The organism is Citrobacter sp. KTE151 (genome assembly GCF_000398845.1).
In the GTDB taxonomy this organism is placed as follows: Bacteria; Pseudomonadota; Gammaproteobacteria; order Enterobacterales; family Enterobacteriaceae; genus Citrobacter; species Citrobacter braakii.
In genome coordinates this window covers 117,288-139,243 of sequence record NZ_KB976063.1, presented here as the reverse complement: position 1 = coordinate 139,243, position 21,956 = coordinate 117,288, and the positions used below count along the sequence as shown (strand labels likewise).

Below are 21,956 nucleotides of genomic sequence, written 5' to 3'. Positions count from 1 at the left end.
TTTGCGGAGAACGTCCATGACCCTTACCCCTTCCACATTATCACGCTGGCTGGCGCTGACTCTGCTGGTGAAGATGTCACCCGTGCTGGCCGAACCGTGGGCAGAGAAAATCTATAACCCCAAGCCGGATAGCGAAGATATTATTTTGCCCATGCCCTGTGAAGGCTCCATGGTTTTCCGTCAGGTAGAAATCCCGGTCTCAGGTCCTCTGGATGATATGCCGATCATCTTAGGAGAAGATGGCGGAGAATGGGGTTTTGTTGAACACAGTTATCCAACCTTCATCGCCGGTAGCTTTACCGAAAGCAAAAAAAACAAAGGTCGTTACTATTTGATGGCCAAATATGAACTGACAGCATTGCAATACCAGGCATTAACCAGCGGTACCTGTCCCACGCCATCACGTAAGTTAAGCATCGCAGAAACCAATATCAGTTGGTTCGATGCAGTAAATTTTGCCGATAAATATAACCAGTGGTTACGCACGAATGCTCTCGACAAATTACCGAAAGAGGATGGCAACCCTGGATTTTTACGTCTGCCCACTGAAGTAGAATGGGAATTTGCAGCACGCGGCGGCCTCAAGGTAAACAGTGCGGAATTCCGTGATTCCCACTATCCGATGGATGACATGAAAAATTACGAGTGGTATTCCGGGTCGCAGTCCTCTAACGGCAAAGTACAGCTCATTGGGCTGTTGAACCCTAACCCCCTCGGCCTACACGATATGCTGGGCAACGTCTCTGAGATGATGTTCACCCCATTTTATCTCAATAAAATCAACAGACTTCACGGCCAGGCTGGTGGTTTTGTGGTTCGCGGAGGCAGCGTCATCTCGAATGAATCAGAGATCCGTAGCGCGACCCGTAAAGAAATTAACTACTACGATGAAGCCCATCCTTTCACCAGCAAAACCACCGGCCTGCGTCTGGTACTGGTCTCTCCGACCATTACATCAACAGACCGAGTGAAACAGCTGGAGAAAAATTGGGCTGCTCTCGGCGCAGATAAACCAGGTATAGATAAGAGCAAAGAAGTCCCCACAGACACCGCAAAAGCGCTGGGAAGCCTGGCATCAGGCATTGAAGACACAGAGCTGAAAAAGAAACTGAAGGATCTGGAAAATCAGCTCCGCGCCAGTAATCAGCAACAACAGGAAGAACGGGCACAATCGATCCGCGCCAGCCTTAACCTCGGCTCCTTCCTTTGCACAAAATTGCAGGATGATGGCCGCTTTCTTGACTTCCTCAATCACAACTATGAATTACTGTGTAAGGATAAAGATGACAGTGATAAAAATTGCGCGATCCGAAAAACAAAACTTGGTGAGCAAACAGATCGCCTGCAACAGCTGACGAGTTACTACGCCAGTAGTCTGGTTGATTCAGCCACGCTTTATGGTCAGGAAGGTCTGAAACATGAAGTGATGGTTTTCGATCAAATGCTCACACTGAACAAACGTCTTGCAGGCCTTAAGCCATTCCTCGCCGCGCACTGGCAGAACCAGCAACAATATCTGGCAAACGGGAAAATTGATCCAACCAGATGGTTGGATACATGTAAGCAAATTAAAAGTGATCATTGATTTCACTCTGATTAAACGCACATGAATAAAAGGGGCGTCCCCTGGCAGTTCGCCCCTTTAGTGACTAACAGAGTTCACAAGTTGGTTGATAACTCACCCTTTGGAAAAAGTCACTCCCAGGCTTGCTCAGATTTCGCGGCGTCAAACTGCGGCGGCGGCTTGCGGAAACGTCCGGTCAGGTAGGCGAGATACACCAACCCCACGCCAGCCCATACCAGTCCCAGCGTCAGCGATGTCACCTCCAGGTTCACCCACAGTACGGCAACGGTGGCGGCGCCGACCATTGGCAATACCAGGTAGTGCAACTTTTCCTGCCAGGTATGCTTACGCCCTTCACGACGCCAGAAGTGGTTAAACACGGACAAATTAACGAACGTAAAGGCCACCAGCGCGCCAAAGTTAATCAACGCCGTGGCGGTTACCAGGTCAAAAAACAGGGCCGAGAGTGCCACAATCCCGACCATAATGACGTTCAGCGCGGGTGTACGCCATTTCGGATGGACATAGCCGAAGTACTTCTCCGGGAAGACGTTATCGCGGCCCATCACGTACAGCAGACGCGAAACGCTGGCATGGGACGCCAGACCTGACGCCAGCGTATTCACAAAGGTCGTACACAAGAAAATAGACTGGAACAGTTTGCCGCCGACGTACAGCGCAATCTCAGGCAGCGCCGCGTCCGGGTCTTTAAATCGGCTAATATCCGGAAAGAACAGCTGCATAAAGAACGAGGCGGCAATGAAGATCAGTCCGCCGTAAAGCGCGGTAAGGAAAATAGCTTTTGGAATGGTACGCGCGGCATCCGGTGTCTCTTCAGAGAGCGTGGTTACCGCATCAAAACCGAGAAACGAGAAGCAGACGATGGTCGCCCCGGTGATAATCGGGATCAAATGCGCATTCTGGCTGATAAAGGGTTGCAGCGACCAGACGGTCCCGACCCCTTCGCCTTTGTGCAGCCCCTGCACCACGAGAACAATGAACACCACGATTATCGCGACCTGCACCAGTACAAACAGCGCATTGAAGTTCGCCACCAGATTAACGCTTTTCAAATTGGCCGCGGTGAGGATCGCTACAAACATCACTACCCAAATCCATGGCGCAACGCCCGGGAACAGCGCGGAAAGGTAAATTTTCGCCAGCAGGACGTTAATCATCGGCAGGAACAGGTAATCAAGCAGTGACGACCAGCCGACCATAAACCCCACATGCGGGTTGATCGCTTTTTGCGCATAGGTGTAGGCCGAACCGGCTTGTGGAAACTGGCGTACCAGCTTTCCGTAACTGATGGCGGTAAACAGCACGCCCGCCAGGGCCAGCAGATAGGAGGCCGGAACATGGCCATTGCTGATGCCCGAAACAATACCAAAGGTGTCAAATACCGTCATCGGTGTGAGATAGGCCAGCCCCATCACCACCACCTGCCACAGCTTGAGGGATTTACGCAGCTGTGCTTTGCCCGGCTGGGCCGCGAGATCCACAGAAGAATTAGTCGACATAGCTTTCCTCCCCGACACGACCCAGATCTGCGTTCGAAACGTGGGTACAGCAGACCTGGGTCGTGTCGGGGTGGAAAGCCAAAAGAAAGGCGTCAATGTTGCACGGCACAGATGCGGTCCGTACTTACTGCGGGAGCCATGGATGCTCACGCGGGGCGGGTTTTTAAACATTGGCATCATCACATTTCCTCGTCACAAACTCTGTCGGTTATCTGAAGACCCGTTGTCGCAAGCCGCTCCATTACGCGACATCCGGGAAATGGCAGGTGATCCTGCAATATTGACGGGCTGGCTCCGCTCAGACCGCATGATGCGACTTCTTTTTTTCAATGACTAAACAATGCGACAGGCCCGACAAACATTCCGCCGCCGGGCCACTTTCCTGTCAGGCGTTTTTCAGCATCCACTCAATTTCAGTGTCGGTAATCAGGCGTTCAAACTGGATCAGTTCATCGTGTTTACAGGCGTGATACACATGGCTAAAACGCTCCCCGAGCAACTCACGCAGACTGTCATTTTGCATGAACTCCCACAGCGCATCGCTCTGGCGGATTGGGAACGGTAGCCCTTCCTGCTCCAGGCCGTTACCTTCCACCTCTTCCTGCAACGGCAGCTCGTTATCCAGCCCATGCAGGATCCCCGCCAGAATGGTCGACATCACCAGATACGGGTTGGCGTCAGCCCCCGCCACGCGATATTCAACCCGATGGTTATCACGATCGCCGCAGGGAATGCGCAGCGCCACCGTACGGTTGTTGTGCCCCCAGGAAGCCTGGGTCGGAACATACATCCCCGGCTGGAAGCGGCGATAAGAGTTCACATTCGGCGCCAGCAGCGCCATTGACGCGGGCATCAGATCAATCATCCCGGCAAGCGCACGCTTAAGTAACGCGGAATCATCGCCATTCGCATCGGCCAACACGTTCTCGCCTTTATTATTCATAATGCTGATGTGGATATGCATTCCGCTACCGGCATGCTCCTCATAAGGTTTTGCCATAAACGTGGCATGCATCTTATGTTTATCCGCCACCAGCCGTACCAGGCGTTTCAGCGCCAGCGCGTCATCGCAGGCGTCGAGTACGTTATCGGTATGGTAGAGGTTGATTTCAAACTGCCCAGGGGAGGCTTCAGCCACCGCGCCGTCAGCCGGGATCAGCTGCAAACGGGCCAGTTCATCGATATCGTTTAGCACATCAGCAAAGTGGTTCAGGTTATCAACCGAGTAAACCTGACTTTGCGTATTCCGATCGTCCGTTCCCGGCGCGCACGGCGGCTGCAGATAACCTTCGGGATCGCGCTTACGATCGAGTAAATAGAACTCCAGCTCTACCGCTACGACGGGGAACAGACCGCGCTGGCGAAGTTTCTGCCAGAGTCGGTTAAGTACGTTCCGCGGCTCAACGTCAAAGGGAGCGCCATCTTCATCCAGCATCGTCAGCATCATCTGCGCAATACATTCCGGATCGGCGGCCGAAGGTGTTAACGTGCCAGGCACCGGGACACAGGTCCGATCCGGTTCGCCAAGCTCCTGGCCTAATCCCGCCTCTTCGACCACATTGCCAAGAATATCCATCGCGAAAACGGATGCCGGGAAATAGCAGCCTTTCTCTAACTTGTGTAACCCGGCGACGGGAATGCGTTTACCACGAAAACAACCATTCAGGTCGGTTAACAGCACATCCACGAACTGCGTGTTGGGATAGCGCTCCAGATACTGCTTAACTTCACGCGCAAACGCGCTACTTCGTCTCTCTTCAGAATGCTGAACAAAATTCTCAACTTCTACGATATTGGTTTCCATGATTCACCGCCGTTGGCCTGTAAGCCGTTCTGTGATTTGACTGTTAAATATAATGTCCACTCTTCGACTCTGGATGCAAACAAATTGTTTGTCAAATGTTAAATTAAGTTTGCTATAAGGTTATTCCGCTGCTAGATTGAGAAAATAATGAACGGAATGGCATAACAAGGAACCGTTTGGCAATAATTTATTCCAAAACGTGAGGTCGATCATGGGCAATATATTTGACAAGCCAGTTATTGGTGTAGTGATGTGTAGGAACAGGCTTAAGGGTCACGAGACCCAGACTCTGCAAGAAAAGTACCTGAATGCAGTATTAAACGCCGGTGGATTACCGATAGCGATTCCCCATGCGCTTGCGGAACCCGAATTACTGAACGCGCTGTTACCGAAACTGGATGGTATCTTCCTGCCAGGAAGCCCAAGCAATGTGCAGCCGCACCTTTATGGTGAAAATGGCGATGAGTCTGACGCCGATCCCGGGCGTGATCTTCTGAGCATGGCGCTAATTACCGCCGGGCTCGAAAGGCGCATTCCCATTTTCGCCATCTGCCGGGGCTTACAGGAATTAGTTGTCGCCACTGGCGGGACTCTGTATCGTCGCCTGTGCGATCACTCACAGTTCCTGGAACATCGTGAAGATGCGGAACTCCCGGTGGAGCAGCAATATGCGCCATCTCATGAAGTCCAGGTTCAACAGGGAGGATTGCTATCTCAGCTAATACCAGGTTGCAGCACGTTTTGGGTTAACTCCTTGCATGGTCAGGGCGCAAAAACCCTTGGCCCGCAACTGCGCGTGGAAGCACGCTCGCAGGATGGATTAGTGGAAGCAGCCAGCGTTCACGACCATCCTTTCGCGCTTGGTGTGCAGTGGCACCCGGAATGGAACAGTAGCGAATACGCCCTGTCGCGTTTGTTACTTGAAGGTTTTATCACCGCTTGTCAGAACCACCTCGCTGAAAAACAGCGGCTCTGACCACTACAGTTAAGGAAATGCAATTATGAGCGATGACGGCCTGGCGCCGGGTAAACGTTTGTCAGAGATCCGCCAGCAATTGGGTCTTTCACAGCGTCGTGCCGCCGAACTGTCTGGGTTAACGCATAGCGCCATCAGCACCATAGAGCAGGATAAAGTCAGTCCTGCCATCAGTACGCTGCAAAAGCTATTGAAAGTTTATGGGCTGTCGCTCTCCGAGTTCTTCGCGGAACCGGAAAAGCCTGACGAACCGCAGGTGGTTATCAATCAGGATGATTTGATTGAGATCGGGAGTCAGGGAGTATCCATGAAGCTGGTACACAACGGAAATCCGAATCGTACGCTGGCCATGATGTTTGAAACCTATCAGCCAGGTACGACAACCGGGGAGAGAATTAAACACCAGGGTGAAGAGATTGGGACAATACTAGAAGGTGAAGTGATACTGACCATCAACGGTCAAACGTATCATCTTGTTGCAGGACAAAGTTATGCCATTAACACCGGTATACCACATAGCTTCAGCAACACCTCGGCAGGGATCTGCCGCATCATCAGTGCCCACACTCCTACCACTTTCTAATAAGTAGCGGCCTGAGTTTCTCAGGCCTTCTTAAATAACGCGCATTAACAGGGTACATCCCTGGGGCATCGTGCAGCCTGATTTTGCCTGAAAAGATCAGCAACGAACTTTATCTTATTGATATAAAAGGAGTAGCTATGAACTTTCAGAATCTTAAATATTGGCGTGAAAAAGCCAGCCATTATTCGCCGGAGACCCGTTTATTTATTAACGGCGAATATTGCGCAGCCGCCGATAACGAAACCTTTATTACGCAGGATCCGGCAGGACAACGTCCGCTCGCCAAAGTCGCCCGCGGCAAAAAAGCGGATGTAGACCGAGCGGTCACCGCTGCCCGCACCGTGTTTGAACGCGGAGACTGGTCGCAAGCATCACCCGCAGAGCGCAAGGCAGTCCTGCACAAGTTCGCCGATTTAATGGAGCAGCATCACGAGGAGCTGGCGCTACTGGAAACGCTCGACACCGGTAAACCGATTCGCCATAGCCTGCGTGATGATATTCCAGGCGCGGCACGCGCCATCCGTTGGTACGCCGAAGCAATAGATAAAGTCTATGGCGAAGTGGCCACCACCTCGGTGAGCGATCTGGCGCTGATTGTGCGCGAGCCGGTGGGCGTCATTGCGGCCATCGTGCCGTGGAATTTTCCCCTGCTGCTGGCCTGCTGGAAACTTGGCCCGGCACTGGCTGCAGGCAACAGCGTGATCCTCAAACCTTCAGAAAAATCACCGCTGACCGCCATTCGCCTTGCTGCGTTGGCAAAAAAAGCAGGTTTGCCAGATGGCGTACTCAGCGTGGTGAGCGGATATGGCCACGAAGCGGGCCAGGCGTTGTCGCAACATCCGGATGTTGATGTGATCACCTTTACCGGCTCGACCCGCACCGGCAAGCAACTGCTCAAAGACGCTGGCGACAGCAATATGAAACGCGTCTGGCTGGAGGCCGGTGGTAAAAGTGCCAACATCGTTTTTGCCGACTGCCCGGATCTGCCGAAAGCCGCCGCCAATGCTGCAGCAGGCATCTTCTATAACCAGGGTCAGGTCTGTATCGCCGGTACGCGTCTGTTACTGGAAGAGAGTATTGCCGACGAGTTCATTGCCCTGCTGAAAGAGCAGGCGAAAAACTGGCAGCCGGGCAACCCGCTGGATCCGGAAACCACGATGGGCACGCTTATCGACAACGCGCATGCCGACACCGTGCACGGTTTTATTCGCGACGGTGAAGCGCAAGGCACGCTGGCGCTGGATGGTCGCAGCCACGTCCACCCAGCGGCTATCGGCCCGACTATTTTTGTCGATACAGCCCCGCAAGCCCACGTCAGCCGCGATGAGATCTTCGGCCCGGTGCTGGTCGTCACCCGTTTTAGCAGCGAAGCCGAAGCCCTGGCGCTGGCCAACGACAGTGACTACGGCCTGGGGGCCGCGGTCTGGACCCGCGATCTGTCGCGCGCCCACCGCATGAGTCGTCGCCTGAAGGCCGGTTCGGTCTTCGTTAATAACTACAACGATGGTGATATGACTGTGCCGTTCGGCGGTTATAAGCAAAGCGGCAACGGGCGCGATAAGTCCCTGCATGCGCTGGAAAAATTTAGCGAACTGAAAACCATTTGGATCTCCCTGGAGCCTTAATCATGACTGAACATACCAGCAGTTATTACGCCGCAAGCGCCAATCAGTACGAACCGTTTCCCACCCTTAGCGAGTCGGTTAGCTGTGATGTTTGCGTCGTGGGCGGTGGATATACCGGTCTCTCCTCCGCCCTGCACTTAGCGGAGATGGGTTACGACGTAGTGCTACTGGAATCCGCGCGTATCGGCTTCGGGGCCAGCGGACGTAACGGCGGTCAGTTGGTGAACTCCTACAGTCGCGATATCGACGTCATCGAGCGCACCTATGGCCCGGACGCCGCCAAAATGCTTGGCAGCATGATGTTTGAAGGCGGTAATATCATCCGCGAACGTATCAAGCGTTATCAGATCGAATGCGACTATCGCCCCGGCGGACTGTTTGTGGCGCTGAACCACAAGCAGATGGAAACGCTGGAGGAGCAGAAGTCGAACTGGGAACGCTACGGCAACACGCAGCTTGAACTGTTAGACAGCAGCGAAATTCGCCGCGAAGTCAGCAGCGATCGTTATGTCGGCGCGCTGCTCGACCACAGCGGTGGTCATATTCATCCGCTAAACCTGGCTATTGGCGAAGCTAACGCCATTCGTCTGAACGGCGGGCGCGTCTTCGAACAGTCGCCGGTCACCCGTATCCAGCACACCAGCCCGGCGGTGGTCAGCACCGAAAAAGGTCAGGTTACGGCCCGCTTTGTGATCGTCGCGGGCAACGCCTACCTCGGCGACAAACTGGAGCCTGCGCTGGCAAAAAGCAGCATGCCATGCGGCACACAGGTATTAACCACCGAACCGTTGTCTGCGGAGATGGCGCGCTCGCTGATTCCTAAAAACTACTGCGTGGAAGATTGTAACTATCTGCTGGATTACTACCGTCTGACCGGTGATAACCGCCTGCTGTACGGCGGCGGCGTGGTCTACGGTGCCCGCGATCCGGACGATATTGAACGTCTGATAATGCCGAAACTGCTGAAAACCTTCCCGCAATTGCAGGGGGTAAAAATTGATTACCGCTGGACCGGTAATTTCCTGTTAACGCTATCTCGCATGCCGCAGTTTGGCCGTCTTGATACCAACATTTACTATATGCAGGGCTACAGCGGCCACGGCGTGACCTGTACCCACCTGGCAGGACGTCTGATTTCTGAACTGCTGCGCGGGGATGCCGAGCGCTTTGACGCTTTCGCCAAACTGCCGCACTACCCGTTCCCGGGGGGGCGCAGCCTGCGCATTCCGTTTACCGCCATGGGGGCGGCATATTACAGCTTACGCGATCGCCTTGGGGTTTAAGTTCTTCCGCAATAAACCCGACGCACAGGGCGGTCTCCCCCTGTGCGTTTTTTTATTCCCGGACAGTGAAAAACAGGTAACGGGCACGAAAATATCGCAATAGGACATAACCCTACACTTTGCATTGTTTCTCCCTGCTGATCGGATAGGCTTTTTTAGATTATCGCTGGCGACGTGGCCAGAACTCAACGGGGGAAGAAACGCGTGTTATGAATACGAATAACGAGGAGACCTTTTATCAGGCAATGCGCCGCAAAGGGGTGAGTCGACGCAGTTTTCTCAAATATTGCAGCCTCGCAGCAACATCGCTTGGGCTGGGAGCCGCAATGACGCCCAGAATAGCCTGAGCGCTGGAAAACAAACCCCGGATCCCGGTCGTCTGGATCCACGGGCTGGAATGCACCTGTTGCACTGAATCATTTATCCGCTCCTCTCACCCACTCGCCAAAGACGTCATCCTCTCCCTGATTTCTCTTGATTACGACGACACCCTGATGGCCGCCGCCGGAACGCAGGCCGAAGAGGTATTTGAAGACATTCTGAGCCGCTACCACGGCCGATACATTCTGGCCGTCGAGGGCAATCCTCCGCTGGGTGAACAAGGAATGTTCTGCATCAGCGGCGGGCGACCGTTTATTGAAAAGCTAAAAAGAGCCGCGGCAGGCGCCAGCGCGATTATTGCCTGGGGAACCTGTGCCTCCTGGGGCTGCGTGCAGGCCGCCCGGCCTAATCCAACCCAGGCAACGCCGATCGATAAGGTGATCACCGATAAACCAATCGTGAAAGTGCCCGGCTGCCCGCCGATTCCGGATGTCATGAGCGCCATCATTACCTATATGGTGACGTTTGATCGTCTGCCTGAACTCGATCGTCTGGGGCGTCCGCTGATGTTCTATGGTCAGCGTATTCACGACAAATGCTACCGCCGCGCCCACTTTGACGCCGGGGAGTTCGTTGAGAGTTGGGACGATGACGCAGCCCGAAAAGGCTATTGCCTGTACAAAATGGGCTGCAAAGGGCCTACCACTTATAACGCCTGCTCCACCACCCGCTGGAATGGCGGCGTTTCTTTCCCCATCCAGTCCGGTCATGGGTGTCTGGGATGTTCGGAGAACGGCTTCTGGGATCGCGGTTCGTTCTACAGCCGCGTAGTCGATATCCCGCAGATGGGGACGCATTCAACCGCCGATACCGTGGGCCTCACCGCGCTTGGCGTGGTGGCCGCCAGCGTCGGTGTCCACGCAGTCGCCAGCGCCGTCAATCAACATAACCGCCACAAACAGCAATTAGCCGACGCCGGACAACAGTCGCCAGACAATGAGGATAAACAGGCATGAGCAATTCGTATCAAACCCAGGGATATACGGTCAATAATGCCGGCCGGCGCCTGGTTGTCGACCCCATTACGCGCATTGAAGGCCATATGCGTTGTGAGGTGAACATTGATGAGCAGAACATCATCACCAACGCGGTGTCCTGCGGCACCATGTTCCGTGGACTGGAAATTATTCTGCAAGGGCGCGACCCGCGCGATGCCTGGGCGTTTGTCGAACGAATTTGCGGGGTGTGCACTGGCGTACATGCGCTCGCATCGGTCTATGCCATTGAAGATGCCATTGGCATCAAGGTGCCCGACAACGCCAACATCATTCGCAATATTATGCTGGCGACGCTGTGGTGCCACGACCACCTGGTCCACTTTTACCAGCTAGCCGGAATGGACTGGATTGACGTTCTGAATGCCCTGAAAGCCGACCCGCGCGCAACCTCGCAGTTGGCACAAAGCCTTTCTGCCTGGCCTATGTCCTCCCCGGGCTACTTCTTTGACGTACAAAACCGCCTGAAGAAATTTGTCGACGGCGGTCAGTTGGGGATTTTCCGCAACGGTTATTGGGGACATCCGCAGTACAAACTGTCGCCAGAGGCTAACCTGATGGGCTTTGCCCATTATCTGGAAGCGCTCGATTTTCAGCGCGAGATTATCAAAATCCATACGGTGTTTGGCGGCAAGAATCCGCATCCTAACTGGATTGTCGGCGGCATGCCATGCGCTATCAATATCGATCAGAGCGGCGCGGTTGGCGCGGTCGATATGGAACGTCTTAACCTGGTACAGTCGATCATCACCCGCACCGCCGACTTCATCAACAACGTCATGGTTCCTGACGCGCTGGCTATCGGCCAGTTCAACAAACCCTGGAGCCAGATTGGCACCGGGCTGTCTGATAAGTGCGTCTTAAGCTACGGCGCGTTCCCGGATATTGCCAACGACTTCAGCGCGAAGAGCCTGTTGATGCCTGGCGGCGCGGTCATTAACGGTGATTTTAACAACGTCATGCCGGTGGATCTGGCCGATCAGCAGCAAATTCAGGAGTTTGTCGATCATGCCTGGTACCGTTATCCGGACGATCAATTAGGTCGTCACCCGTTCGAGGGGATTACTGAACCCTGGTACAACCCCGGCGATGTCAAAGGCAGCGATACCGATATCCAGCAGCTCAACGAACATGAACGCTACTCGTGGATCAAAGCCCCGCGCTGGCGCGGACACGCCATGGAAGTTGGACCGTTGGCGCGTACGCTGATTGCCTATCACAAAGGGGATGCCGCCACGATTGAATCCGTCGATCGCATGATGTCCGCACTCAAACTGCCGCTGTCGGGTATGCAGTCGACGCTGGGGCGTATTTTGTGCCGCGCGCACGAGGCGCAGTGGGCCGTGAGCAAGCTGCAATATTTCTTCGACAAGCTGATGACCAACCTGAAAAACGGCAATCTGGCTACGGCGAATACCGAAAAATGGGAGCCTGCAAGCTGGCCGCAGCAGTGCCGTGGGATCGGTTTTACCGAGGCGCCGCGCGGAGCACTCGGTCACTGGGCGTCGATTCGCGACCAGAAGATCGACGTGTATCAGTGCGTAGTGCCGACCACCTGGAATGCCAGCCCGCGCGATCCGAAGGGGCAAATTGGCGCCTACGAGGCGGCGTTGATGGGCACCCAAATGGCGATACCGGATCAACCGCTGGAGATCCTGCGCACCTTGCACAGCTTCGACCCCTGCCTGGCATGTTCAACCCACGTCCTCGGCGACGACGGCAGCGAACTTATCGCAGTCCAGGTTCGCTAAGCGTTAAGGAACGGAACGATGACTGGAAAGATATCCCCACGCGTCGGGGAGGCGCGTGATACCGCCGTCAGCCACTATGTGTTTGAAGCGCCCGTACGCTTGTGGCACTGGCTGACAGTGGGCTGCATGTTGGTTTTGATGGTAACCGGATACTTCATTGGCCGACCACTGCCGTCGGTCAACGGCGAGGCCACTTACCTGTTCTACATGGGCGACATCCGGTTAGTACATTTCGCCGCAGCCATGGTGTTTACGGTGATACTGCTGGGTCGCATTTACTGGGCCTTCGTCGGCAATCGCTATTCACGCGAGCTGTTTATCGTGCCGGTCTGGCGTCGCAGTTGGTGGCAGGGTGCCTTTTCGGTGGTGCGCTGGTATCTGTTTCTGGAAAAAAAACCGGGAGAAGATATCGGCCATAACCCCGTCGCGCAGGCGGCGATGTTCGGTTATTTCCTGCTCTCAGTTTTTATGATCCTCACCGGTTTTGCCTTATACAGCGAGCATAGCCAGTACGCCATTTTTACCCCCTTCCGCTATGTGACGGAGTTTTTCTACTGGACCGGCGGTAACTCTCTCGATATCCACAGCTGGCATCGGTTGGGGATGTGGTTCATCGCCGCCTTCATCATCGGTCATGTGTATATGGCTATCCGCGAGGACATCATGTCTGACGATACCGTCATCTCAACCATGATCAACGGCTACCGTAGCCACAAATTTGCCAAACGCCAGCACGATAAGGAGGCGTCATGAGCGAACCTAACGTCATCGTGATGGGCTTAGGCAACCTGCTGTGGGCAGATGAAGGATTTGGCATTCGCGTTGCCGAACGCCTGTACGCCCACTATCACTGGCCAGAATGGGTAGAGATTGTCGACGGCGGCACGCAAGGGCTGAATCTGCTGGGCTACGTTGAGCAGGCCAGCCATTTGTTGCTGCTGGACGCTATCGACTACGGACTCGCGCCAGGCACTTTGCAATCCTACGCCGGTGAACAAGTCCCCAGTTACCTCAGCGCCAAAAAAATGAGTCTGCATCAGAACAGCTTCTCCGAAGTGCTTGCTCTGGCGGAGATTCGCGGTCATCTACCCGCCCACATCGCCCTCGTAGGACTACAGCCGGTGCAGCTGGACGACTATGGCGGCAGCCTGACCGACATCGCGCGCGCTCAGCTCCCGGCGGCAGAACAAGCCGCGCTAACGCAACTGGCCGCGTGGGGCATCGCGCCACAGACAATCGATGAAACGCGTTGCCTGAACTATGAATGCCTGTCGCTGGAAAACTATGAAGGCGTGCGTATTCGCCAGTATCGTGTAACGCTGGAGAGATAAGCAACATGTTGAATGACAAACCATTTTCTGCGCTATGGCAACGCATGCTGGCGCGCGGCTGGCAACCGCTGACCGCATCTGAACTGGATGACTGGGTAACGCGTGTGCGTGATGGCGTGGTGCTGCTCAGTAGCGATCCCCGCCGCACGCCAGAAGTCAGCGATAACCCGGTAATGATTGCCGAGTTGCTCCGCGAGTTTCCCCAGTTTGACTGGCAAATCGCTATGGCGGATCTCGAGCACAGCGAGGCTATCGGCGATCGTTTTGGCGTATTCCGCTTCCCGGCCACGCTGGTATTTATCCACGGCGAGCTGCGCGGCATTCTCAGCGGCATCCATCCGTGGGCCGACCTGCTCAACCTGATGCGCCCCCTCGTTGAAGAACGTATCCCCCGGAGCCTGCAAGATGAGTGATACCTTTTTTCATCTGCTGGGACCGGGAACCCAGCCGGGCGATGACAGCTTCAGCATGAATCCCTTGCCCCTCACCTGCCAGGTCAACAGCAGCCCCAGCATGGCGAGGCTGGAAAACTGTCCGCACAGCCCGGCGGTGATGGCATTGTTAGCCGACGTGCGCCACCAGCTTAGCCAGAAAATTCCCGCAAAACAGGACGTGCTGGGATGGGATTTATCCACGCTCAACGCAGACGACCTCACGTTTTTGAATACGCTACTCGGCGAAGGCGAAGTTTCCGTGCGTATCCAGCAGGCTGACGGCAGGGCGAGTGAGATTCAGGAGTCTATTTTCTGCGGAATCTGGCGGGTGCGTTGCCAGAATGACTTGGGTCAATGGGAGGAGCATCTGGAGGCAGGCAGTGCGCCACGGGCGCTGTGGCAGGCAGCAACAATCACGACGCTGCCAGACGATAGCCTGTTGCCTCCGCCCGTCGATGGGTTGATGAATGGCCTGACGCTGGCTCAGGAACTGCTGGCGCACGTGCGCGATCCGGCCACGCAACCTCATAGCATTAACCTCACCCAACTCCCGGTTAGCGATGCGGATCGCCAGTTCCTCTCCCGCCTGTGTGGCGAAGGACGCATTCAGATCCGCACCATCGGCTACGGCGAGAGCCAAATCGACGCCACGGCGCTGCGCCATGTCTGGCATGTGCGCTGTCTGGATACCCTGAAAGGGCTTCTGCTCGAGAGTTATGAGATCTGTCCATTACCGGAACTGGTACTGGCTGCTCCGGAGGATCTGCTCGACTCGCTCCAGCGCCTGGATGAAGTCTGTAGCTGGCTGGCATCCGGCCCGCCGGCCTGATCCCCTTCTCCCGACCCGCATACTTTTCTGCTGCGGGTCTGGCGTTTTCTTCCTTATCTATTCACTCTCTAATGCCTGATGGAGTTCGCATGTGGGACGTCATTGACTTATCGCGCTGGCAGTTTGCGCTGACCGCGCTGTACCATTTTCTGTTTGTTCCCCTGACGCTGGGGCTGATTTTTTTGCTGGCCATCATGGAAACCCTGTTCGTGGTGACGGGCAAAACAGTCTACCGCGACATGACGCGTTTCTGGGGAAAGTTATTCGGTATTAACTTTGCGCTCGGTGTGGCGACCGGCCTGACCATGGAGTTTCAGTTCGGGACTAACTGGTCGCTCTATTCCAACTATGTGGGCGATATTTTCGGTGCTCCGCTGGCGATGGAAGCCTTGATGGCTTTCTTTCTTGAATCCACATTCGTGGGTCTGTTCTTCTTCGGCTGGCAGCGCTTAAACAAGTACCAGCATTTACTGGTGACCTGGCTGGTAGCGTTTGGCTCCAATATCTCGGCCCTGTGGATCCTCAACGCCAACGGCTGGATGCAATATCCAACGGGCGCTCACTTTAATATTGATACCCTGCGCATGGAGATGAGCAGCTTTAGCGAGCTGGTTTTTAACCCCATCAGCCAGGTGAAATTTGTGCATACCGTGATGTCCGGTTATGTCACAGGCGCCATGTTTGTGATGTCCATCAGCGCCTGGTATCTGCTGCGTGGTCGCGCTCGCGAGTTCGCCCTGCGCTCCTTCGCGGTAGGTTCCGTCTTTGGCACACTGGCTATCCTCGGCACTCTGCAACTGGGAGATAGCTCAGCCTATGAGGTCGCCCAACGCCAGCCGGTAAAACTGGCGGCAATGGAAGGGGAATGGCAAACCGAACCGGCACCTGCGCCCTTTCATGTGATAGCCTGGCCGCAGCAGGAGCAAGAGCGTAACGCCTTTTCCGTGAAGATACCGGCCCTGCTGGGTATCCTGGCGACTCACTCTTTAGATACGCCAGTTCCGGGGCTGAAGAACCTGATGGCAGACGCGCTACCCCGCCTGCAGCGGGGCCGGGAAGCATGGTTGCTGATGCAGGAAATCGCCAAAGGTAACCGCACGCCTCAGCTACTGCACGCTTTTCACGCCGTGGAAAAAGATCTGGGTTACGGCATCCTGTTGGCCAACTACGCCCCTGACATGAACCATGTCACGCCAGCGCAATATCAGGCCGCACAACGCGGCGCTATTCCGCAAGTCGCCCCCGTGTTCTGGAGCTTTCGCATCATGATTGGATGCGGTTCCCTTCTGCTGCTGGTGATGGCGATTGCGCTGATACAGACCTTACGCTGGCGTATCGACCAGCATCGCTGGGTACTGCACATAACGCTGTGGAGCCTGCCGCTACCGTGGATTGCCATTGAAGCAGGCTGGTTTATGACGGAGTTTGGCCGCCAGCCGTGGGCGATTCAGGATATTTTGCCGACCTGGTACGCCCACTCTGCGCTGAGCGCGGGCCAACTGGCCTTGTCCATGGGGCTAATCCTCACGCTTTACACCCTGTTTTTAATTGCCGAAGTCTACCTGATGCAAAAATACGCGCGTCTTGGTCCAGATGCGATGCAACGTCAACAACCGGCACAACAACAGGAATAAAGGAGAGCATCATGTTGGATTATGAAACGTTGCGGCTCATTTGGTGGCTGCTGATTGGCATTATTCTGGTGGCCTTTATGGTCACTGACGGGTTTGATATGGGGGTCGGCTGCCTGTTACCGCTGATCGCGCGCAACGATGATGAACGTCGGGTGTTAATCAATAGCGTAGGGGCGCACTGGGAGGGTAACCAGGTGTGGCTCATTCTGGCGGGCGGCGCATTATTCGCAGCCTGGCCGCGCGTCTATGCTGCCGCATTTTCGGGGTTTTATGTGGCGATGATTCTGGTGCTGTGCGCCCTTTTCTTTCGTCCATTGGCCTTTGATTATCGCGGTAAAATAGCGAATGCACGCTGGCGCGCCATGTGGGACACCGGGTTGGTTATCGGCAGCCTGGTGCCACCGGTTATCTTCGGCGTCGCCTTCGGCAATCTGTTCCTGGGGGTGCCTTTTGTGTTCACACCACAATTACATGTGCAATATCTGGGCACTTTCTGGGAATTGCTCTCTCCTTTTGCCCTACTGTGCGGCGCATTAAGCCTGATGTTGGTCATTATGCAGGGGGGCGTTTGGCTCCAGTTGAAAACCGACGGTCTTCTTCACCTGCGCGCGCTGTCTGCCACCCGCCGCAGCGCGATGTTAGTGGTGCTCTGCTTCCTGTTAGCCGGGTACTGGCTGTGGACGGGGATCGACGGCTATGTGCTGCTTAGCCAGGATCCTAATGGTCCGTCCAACCCGCTATTAAAGGCAGTAACGACCGCACCGGGCGCGTGGATGGCGCACTTTGAAAATTCACCACTACTGTTGGTTATTCCGCTGTTGGGCATGATTTTTCCAATGCTCGCGATCTATACCTGCGGGCAACGTCGGGCCGTGTGGGGATTTCTGTTTGCTTCATTGACCCAGACCTGCGTGATCTTCACCGCTGGAATCACCCTGTTTCCATTTGTGATGCCATCCAGCGCGTATCCACTCTCTAGCCTGACGGTGTGGGACAGTACCTCCAGCCAGACGACGCTCAGTATCATGCTGGTTATCGTGCTGATTTTCCTACCGATAGTTCTGCTTTATACCTTGTGGAGTTATTACAAGATGCTGGGACGAATCAACGTAGAAACAATCCGCCGCCACAACCACGAACTTTATTAGGGAGGACTGTACGATGTGGTATCTGTTTTGGTTTGTCGGCATTCTGCTGATGTGCACGCTCTCCACGCTGGCGCTGGTCTGGCTTGAGTCACGGCAGAAATAGCCCTACGCGTGCGTTACGCTTCCAGGCTCCCTTGTTTATTCGGGGAGTCTTTATTCGTTCGCACAAAAGCAGCATGGTGTAAATAGACCCGTTTTAGTTCCATGCATTTTTTGAGATCCCGGCCAAATAATAGTATTGTCGGTATTCCTCCGGCGTCATATTGTCCAGTGATTCATGCGGGCGTTCACAGTTATATTCTGACAACCATTTTTCCGTGATTTCCCGCACTTCATTCAGCGTTCTGAACAGATAAAAATCGAGTATTTCTGCACGGTATGTCCGGTTAAAGCGCTCAATGAAAGCGTTCTGCGCCGGCTTATCTGGCTGGATAAACTCCAGTTTTATTGCATGTTTCTCTGCCCATTCAGCCAGTGCCAGAGATAAATTCCGGACCATGCGCAGCATGACCGGATACCCGCGTTTTACCCAGCCATTTTCTACAACTTGTAATGCCTGTCACAAGTGGAGAAAATCAATGAATACTCTTGTCAGTAACACCAGCCTGTCGGGGACACTGATTGCCCTGGATATCGCTAAAAAACATCATGATGCAAAAATTAGACACCCGGATGGACGAACATCTTACCTGCGTATTGAAAATACACTGGAAGGGTTCAACCGATTGCTTGCGCTCACCGCTTCCCCCCATGATGATATTATCGCGGCCTTTGAACCTACAGCTGATTATCACCGCAACATTGCATGGTGGTTACATAAGCAGGGAGTAAAATGCCATCTTGTTTCATCTGTCAGGTGTGCGCGAGCTCGTGAGATGCTGTTTAAGACATGGGATAAAAATGATCGCAAAGATGCCAGTGTCATTATGTATTTGCTCGAACAGGGATTATCTTCACCATTTTATGATCCTCTGGCGAATGGCATTATCGATATACAGGAGATATCAAACACATACCATCAGGTTACTCTGGCTCGAACCCGATGCCTGAACAGCCTGGTTAACCACTATCTGACCCTTTATTTCCCTGAGGCTGAGCAATTTCTGCATATGTCCCGGGCAGAGTGGTTCTGTCAGTTTTTACTTCAATTCCCTACACCGTCTTGTATTACATCATTGAACCGGGATTTGTTTGTAAAACAGTCATGGGATGTTGTTGGCAGGAAACAGTATAAAAAGCAGTTTCTTGAACATCTCTATGATGTTGCTGCGGATTCCATTGCATTACCGTTGTCAGAAGATTCTCTGGCAGTGACCACGTTCAGATTACAACTTCATCGTTATATCGGGCTTTCGGCACAGCGATTGCAGCTTGAAAAGCAGGCAGAAAATTATTTACAGGAACGGAGTGACTACAGACACTTACGTACGATCCCCGGTATTGGCGCTATCATTGCCCTTATGATAATTGCTGAAAGCGGTGATCTAACACGTTTCGCTCATTACCGGCAGTACCTCAACTTTTGCGGTTTTAATCTTTCCGCCAGCCAGAGCGGGCAAAAGCACAGTGGTTACAGATTGTCGAAACGTGGAAATGCGCGATTAAGATATGCCTTCTGGCTTGCCGCCACCGTAGCCGTAAGAACGAGAGAAAACAGCTTCCGCTACAAATATGAACGTTATATTCGGGAAAATGGAGATAAGCCAGATCAGAAAAGAAAAGCCATGACGGCTGTAGCAACAAAAGTCGCCAGAGTGGCGCATGCAATAGTAAAGCAGGATATTGATTACAAAGGGTATTATGAAATAAGCCATAGGACGTGATTCAACGGGCCGTAAGGCGCATCGCGACCATTAGATAATGCTCAACGCCCATGGTTTCCCAAAATGCTGTGTTAAGTCCTGTCGGGCCATTCGGACCCTTGTATGTCATGGTAAGCATATTTATAAGCCGAAAGGAGATGAGCGATATCGGATACAAAAATGAACCATCGCCTTTGTATTAGATGGCAGGATCCTTGTGCGCAAAAACTGTTGATTCAAACGGTAGTCCGTTATCCATGCGCAGCATGACCGGATACCCGCGATTTGCCGCGATCCTGTCGAGTACGCGGACCACGCGCTGAGCTGGCAGATTCAGATCGATTTCAATCGACAATACCTCACGGTTAAAGTCATCAACGACATTGAACGTGCGAAAACGACGGCCACAGACCAGGGCATCATGCATAAAATCGACAGACCAGCTCTGGTTCAGCGCTTCCGGTGTGGCCAGTGGCGAGGGATTACGCACCGGCAACCGTTGTTTGGCCTTTACGGCGAAAATTCAGCTTCAGCAGACAATAAATACGATGGATCCTTTTGTGATTCCACGGGTATCCCTGCCGCCGCAGAACCTGGAAAAGTTTCGGAAAACCGTATCGTGGGTATCGCTCGGCCACTGCCTGCAACGCGACAATAACGGGTTCGTCACGCGTGGTGTCCGGACGGTAATGGTAAACCGTTCTGCTCAGGTTAAGACTCCAGCAGGCCTGACGGATACTGAGTCCAAAGGTCGTTATCAGATGAGTGACCAGCTCACGCTTAAAGGCTGGTTTTAAAGCTTTTTTTCGATAACGTCTTTCAGCGCCCGGTTCTCAAGGCTCAGGTCGGCAAACATCTGTTTGAGACGTCGGTTCTCGTCCTCAAGATCCTTGATCTTTTTAATATCAGAAGCCTCCATGCCGCCGTATCTGGACTTCCAGTTATAGTAGGTGGCTTCAGAGATACCGGCCTCCCGGCAGACATCTTTAACGGTTCGTCCGGCTTCAACCGATTTAATTACGGCAATGATCTGATGCTCAGTAAAACGGGCTTTACGCATAGGGATCGCCTTCGTTGGCAGATTGATTATGCCGGATGATCTCTAAATGTGAATGGCACGATTATGCGGGATACTTACACCAGTGCTGAACAAAGCCAAAGAGTTGTCGTCATCTGAACAGTTGTAGGTGATGGATTTTTTAGAGGGAGTTATTACGAGGGCAGAACTGGAGGAACTTTGAATTTATGAAAACTCTCCCGCCTGTTGAAGGCGGGAACTATGAAGGTCTATTTACAACTTATAATTAAAAATGTAGTAAATGGTATATTGTACAATCAGACAAACTATCAATTCCAAGAGCGATCATGAAAGACAAGAGCAAAGAAACCAGTCAGTATTTGAGCTTTATTTTACGTCACTCCCCTGAGTCAATTGGCCTACAACTTGATTCTGAAGGGTGGGCAGTCATTGATGATTTTCTTCATCTTGCAGCACAGAATGGTAGGCTTATTGAGAAATCTGAACTAATTGATATTGTTGACACAAGCGACAAAAAAAGATTTTCAATTTCTGAAGATGGTTTGAAGATCAGAGCGTTACAAGGCCATTCGACCAAGTCAGTGAATATGACTTTTTCTGAAAAAGTCCCTCCTGATTATTTGTATCATGGTACAACTATTAAATTTTTGGAATCAATTCAGCAAAAAGGCTTAATCCCCGGTCTTCGTCATTACGTTCACTTATCTGAAAATCAAAGCGCAGCTGAAAAAGTTGGTTCACGCCATGGTAAGCCTACTGTGTTAAAGATAAATGCCCTGCAAATGTATCAGCAGGGCTATAAATTTTACGTTTCCGAGAATGGCGTTTGGTTAGTCAATTTAGTACCAGCCAAATTCATCGATTGATTTTTAGGTTCCCTGCTCTGATTTATACAGAGCAGATTCTTTTTTTGCGGCTTCAAACCAAGCGTTAAAGTTAGCTACTGAACCATGATCTTCCCAGCCTGTTGACGCAAAAGTATGAACATAATGAACTTTAGGGTCTCCTGATGTAGCGAGACCGTCAAAACATGCAACATCATCAGAACCATCTTTTTTTGCAAAAGGAATCAAATTTCGTTCTGGATATTGCTTTTTAATTTCATTGAACCACTGCTGCGAAAAACCATCGAACTCGCATAGGAACCACCAAGGATCCAGATCAATGAGTTTATCTTCTTCGATAACATTCAGAAAACTTTTTGGATACTTAAATCCATTCGCAAAACTCGTTTCTGGACATAAAAAACGTTTCATC

The 21,956-nt window shown here is 53.0% G+C and carries 18 protein-coding genes and 3 pseudogenes; 16 read left to right on the top strand and 5 right to left on the bottom strand.

The annotated features are described in order from the left end of the window. The first annotated feature begins 16 nt into the window (after window positions 1-16). Window positions 17-1,585, top strand: a complete 1,569-nt coding sequence (locus tag WC7_RS20525) for a formylglycine-generating enzyme family protein (RefSeq protein WP_016151917.1) — start codon at window positions 17-19, stop codon at window positions 1,583-1,585. Between the two features lie 110 nt (window positions 1,586-1,695). Here the strand turns inward: WC7_RS20525 and WC7_RS20530 are convergent, their stop codons facing one another. Then, window positions 1,696-3,084, bottom strand: coding sequence for an APC family permease (locus WC7_RS20530; protein ID WP_016151916.1), 1,389 nt, complete (start codon window positions 3,082-3,084; stop codon window positions 1,696-1,698). Between the two features lie 385 nt (window positions 3,085-3,469). Then, entirely contained in the window at window positions 3,470-4,888 is a 1,419-nt protein-coding gene (locus WC7_RS20535; protein WP_016151915.1) for a glutamine synthetase family protein, read from the bottom strand. Between the two features lie 211 nt (window positions 4,889-5,099). Between WC7_RS20535 and puuD the strand changes: the two genes are divergently transcribed. From puuD to cbdX, 13 genes and pseudogenes are all read left to right on the top strand, one after another. Then, window positions 5,100-5,864, top strand: coding sequence for a gamma-glutamyl-gamma-aminobutyrate hydrolase (puuD, locus tag WC7_RS20540; RefSeq protein WP_016151914.1), 765 nt, complete (start codon window positions 5,100-5,102; stop codon window positions 5,862-5,864). 25 nt (window positions 5,865-5,889) lie between these two features. Then, complete coding sequence (gene puuR / locus WC7_RS20545; protein WP_016151913.1) at window positions 5,890-6,447, top strand: HTH-type transcriptional regulator PuuR; 558 nt, start codon at window positions 5,890-5,892, stop codon at window positions 6,445-6,447. Window positions 6,448-6,584: 137 nt separating this feature from the next. Further along, on the top strand, window positions 6,585-8,072 hold the full coding sequence (gene puuC, locus WC7_RS20550) for an aldehyde dehydrogenase PuuC (protein WP_016151912.1): 1,488 nt from the start codon (window positions 6,585-6,587) through the stop codon (window positions 8,070-8,072). Between the two features lie 2 nt (window positions 8,073-8,074). Continuing rightward, on the top strand, window positions 8,075-9,355 hold the full coding sequence (locus tag WC7_RS20555; RefSeq protein WP_016151911.1) for an NAD(P)/FAD-dependent oxidoreductase: 1,281 nt from the start codon (window positions 8,075-8,077) through the stop codon (window positions 9,353-9,355). A gap of 209 nt (window positions 9,356-9,564) precedes the next feature. After that, window positions 9,565-10,692: pseudogene (gene hyaA, locus WC7_RS20560) on the top strand (hydrogenase 1 small subunit). Beyond that, complete coding sequence (gene hyaB, locus WC7_RS20565; protein WP_016151909.1) at window positions 10,689-12,482, top strand: Ni/Fe-hydrogenase large subunit; 1,794 nt, start codon at window positions 10,689-10,691, stop codon at window positions 12,480-12,482. Before hyaA ends, hyaB begins: the two are co-directional and overlap by 4 nt. Window positions 12,483-12,500: 18 nt before the next feature. Further along, window positions 12,501-13,235: a Ni/Fe-hydrogenase b-type cytochrome subunit gene (hyaC, locus tag WC7_RS20570; protein WP_016151908.1), complete on the top strand. Its 735-nt coding sequence runs from the start codon at window positions 12,501-12,503 to the stop codon at window positions 13,233-13,235. Next, window positions 13,232-13,813, top strand: coding sequence for a hydrogenase 1 maturation protease (hyaD, locus tag WC7_RS20575; RefSeq protein WP_016151907.1), 582 nt, complete (start codon window positions 13,232-13,234; stop codon window positions 13,811-13,813). Before hyaC ends, hyaD begins: the two co-directional genes overlap by 4 nt. Window positions 13,814-13,818: 5 nt before the next feature. After that, window positions 13,819-14,226: a hydrogenase-1 operon protein HyaE gene (gene hyaE / locus WC7_RS20580; protein ID WP_016151906.1), complete on the top strand. Its 408-nt coding sequence runs from the start codon at window positions 13,819-13,821 to the stop codon at window positions 14,224-14,226. Further along, window positions 14,219-15,076 carry a hydrogenase expression/formation protein gene (locus WC7_RS20585; RefSeq protein ID WP_016151905.1) on the top strand — a complete coding sequence of 286 codons (858 nt, stop codon included), beginning with the start codon at window positions 14,219-14,221 and terminating at the stop codon, window positions 15,074-15,076. The genes hyaE and WC7_RS20585 overlap by 8 nt, the downstream gene beginning before the upstream one ends. An 89-nt stretch (window positions 15,077-15,165) precedes the next feature. Next, a complete protein-coding gene (appC, locus tag WC7_RS20590; RefSeq protein ID WP_016151904.1) occupies window positions 15,166-16,710 on the top strand; it encodes a cytochrome bd-II oxidase subunit 1 in 1,545 nt (514 codons plus the stop codon). Between the two features lie 11 nt (window positions 16,711-16,721). Then, window positions 16,722-17,858, top strand: coding sequence for a cytochrome d ubiquinol oxidase subunit II (appB, locus tag WC7_RS20595; RefSeq protein WP_016151903.1), 1,137 nt, complete (start codon window positions 16,722-16,724; stop codon window positions 17,856-17,858). Window positions 17,859-17,871: 13 nt separating this feature from the next. Continuing rightward, on the top strand, window positions 17,872-17,961 hold the full coding sequence (cbdX, locus tag WC7_RS25140) for a cytochrome bd-II oxidase subunit CbdX (RefSeq protein WP_016151902.1): 90 nt from the start codon (window positions 17,872-17,874) through the stop codon (window positions 17,959-17,961). A gap of 93 nt (window positions 17,962-18,054) precedes the next feature. Here cbdX and WC7_RS0124340 read toward each other — a convergent pair. Then, window positions 18,055-18,384, bottom strand: a pseudogene (locus WC7_RS0124340) (integrase core domain-containing protein); the annotation flags it as partial. A 52-nt stretch (window positions 18,385-18,436) separates the two neighbouring features. On the opposite strand from WC7_RS0124340, the gene WC7_RS20600 reads away from it, so the two are divergent. After that, window positions 18,437-19,681, top strand: coding sequence for an IS110 family RNA-guided transposase (locus tag WC7_RS20600; protein WP_016151900.1), 1,245 nt, complete (start codon window positions 18,437-18,439; stop codon window positions 19,679-19,681). A 199-nt stretch (window positions 19,682-19,880) separates the two neighbouring features. Here WC7_RS20600 and WC7_RS26300 read toward each other — a convergent pair. Next, window positions 19,881-20,720: pseudogene (locus tag WC7_RS26300) on the bottom strand (IS3 family transposase); the annotation flags it as partial. 305 nt (window positions 20,721-21,025) lie between these two features. Between WC7_RS26300 and WC7_RS20620 the strand changes: the two are divergent. Beyond that, window positions 21,026-21,565 carry an RNA 2'-phosphotransferase gene (locus WC7_RS20620; RefSeq protein WP_016151897.1) on the top strand — a complete coding sequence of 180 codons (540 nt, stop codon included), beginning with the start codon at window positions 21,026-21,028 and terminating at the stop codon, window positions 21,563-21,565. A 3-nt stretch (window positions 21,566-21,568) separates the two neighbouring features. Here the strand turns inward: WC7_RS20620 and WC7_RS20625 are convergent, their stop codons facing one another. After that, window positions 21,569-21,955: a hypothetical protein gene (locus WC7_RS20625; RefSeq protein WP_016151896.1), complete on the bottom strand. Its 387-nt coding sequence runs from the start codon at window positions 21,953-21,955 to the stop codon at window positions 21,569-21,571. Between the last annotated feature and the right edge of the window lies 1 nt (window position 21,956).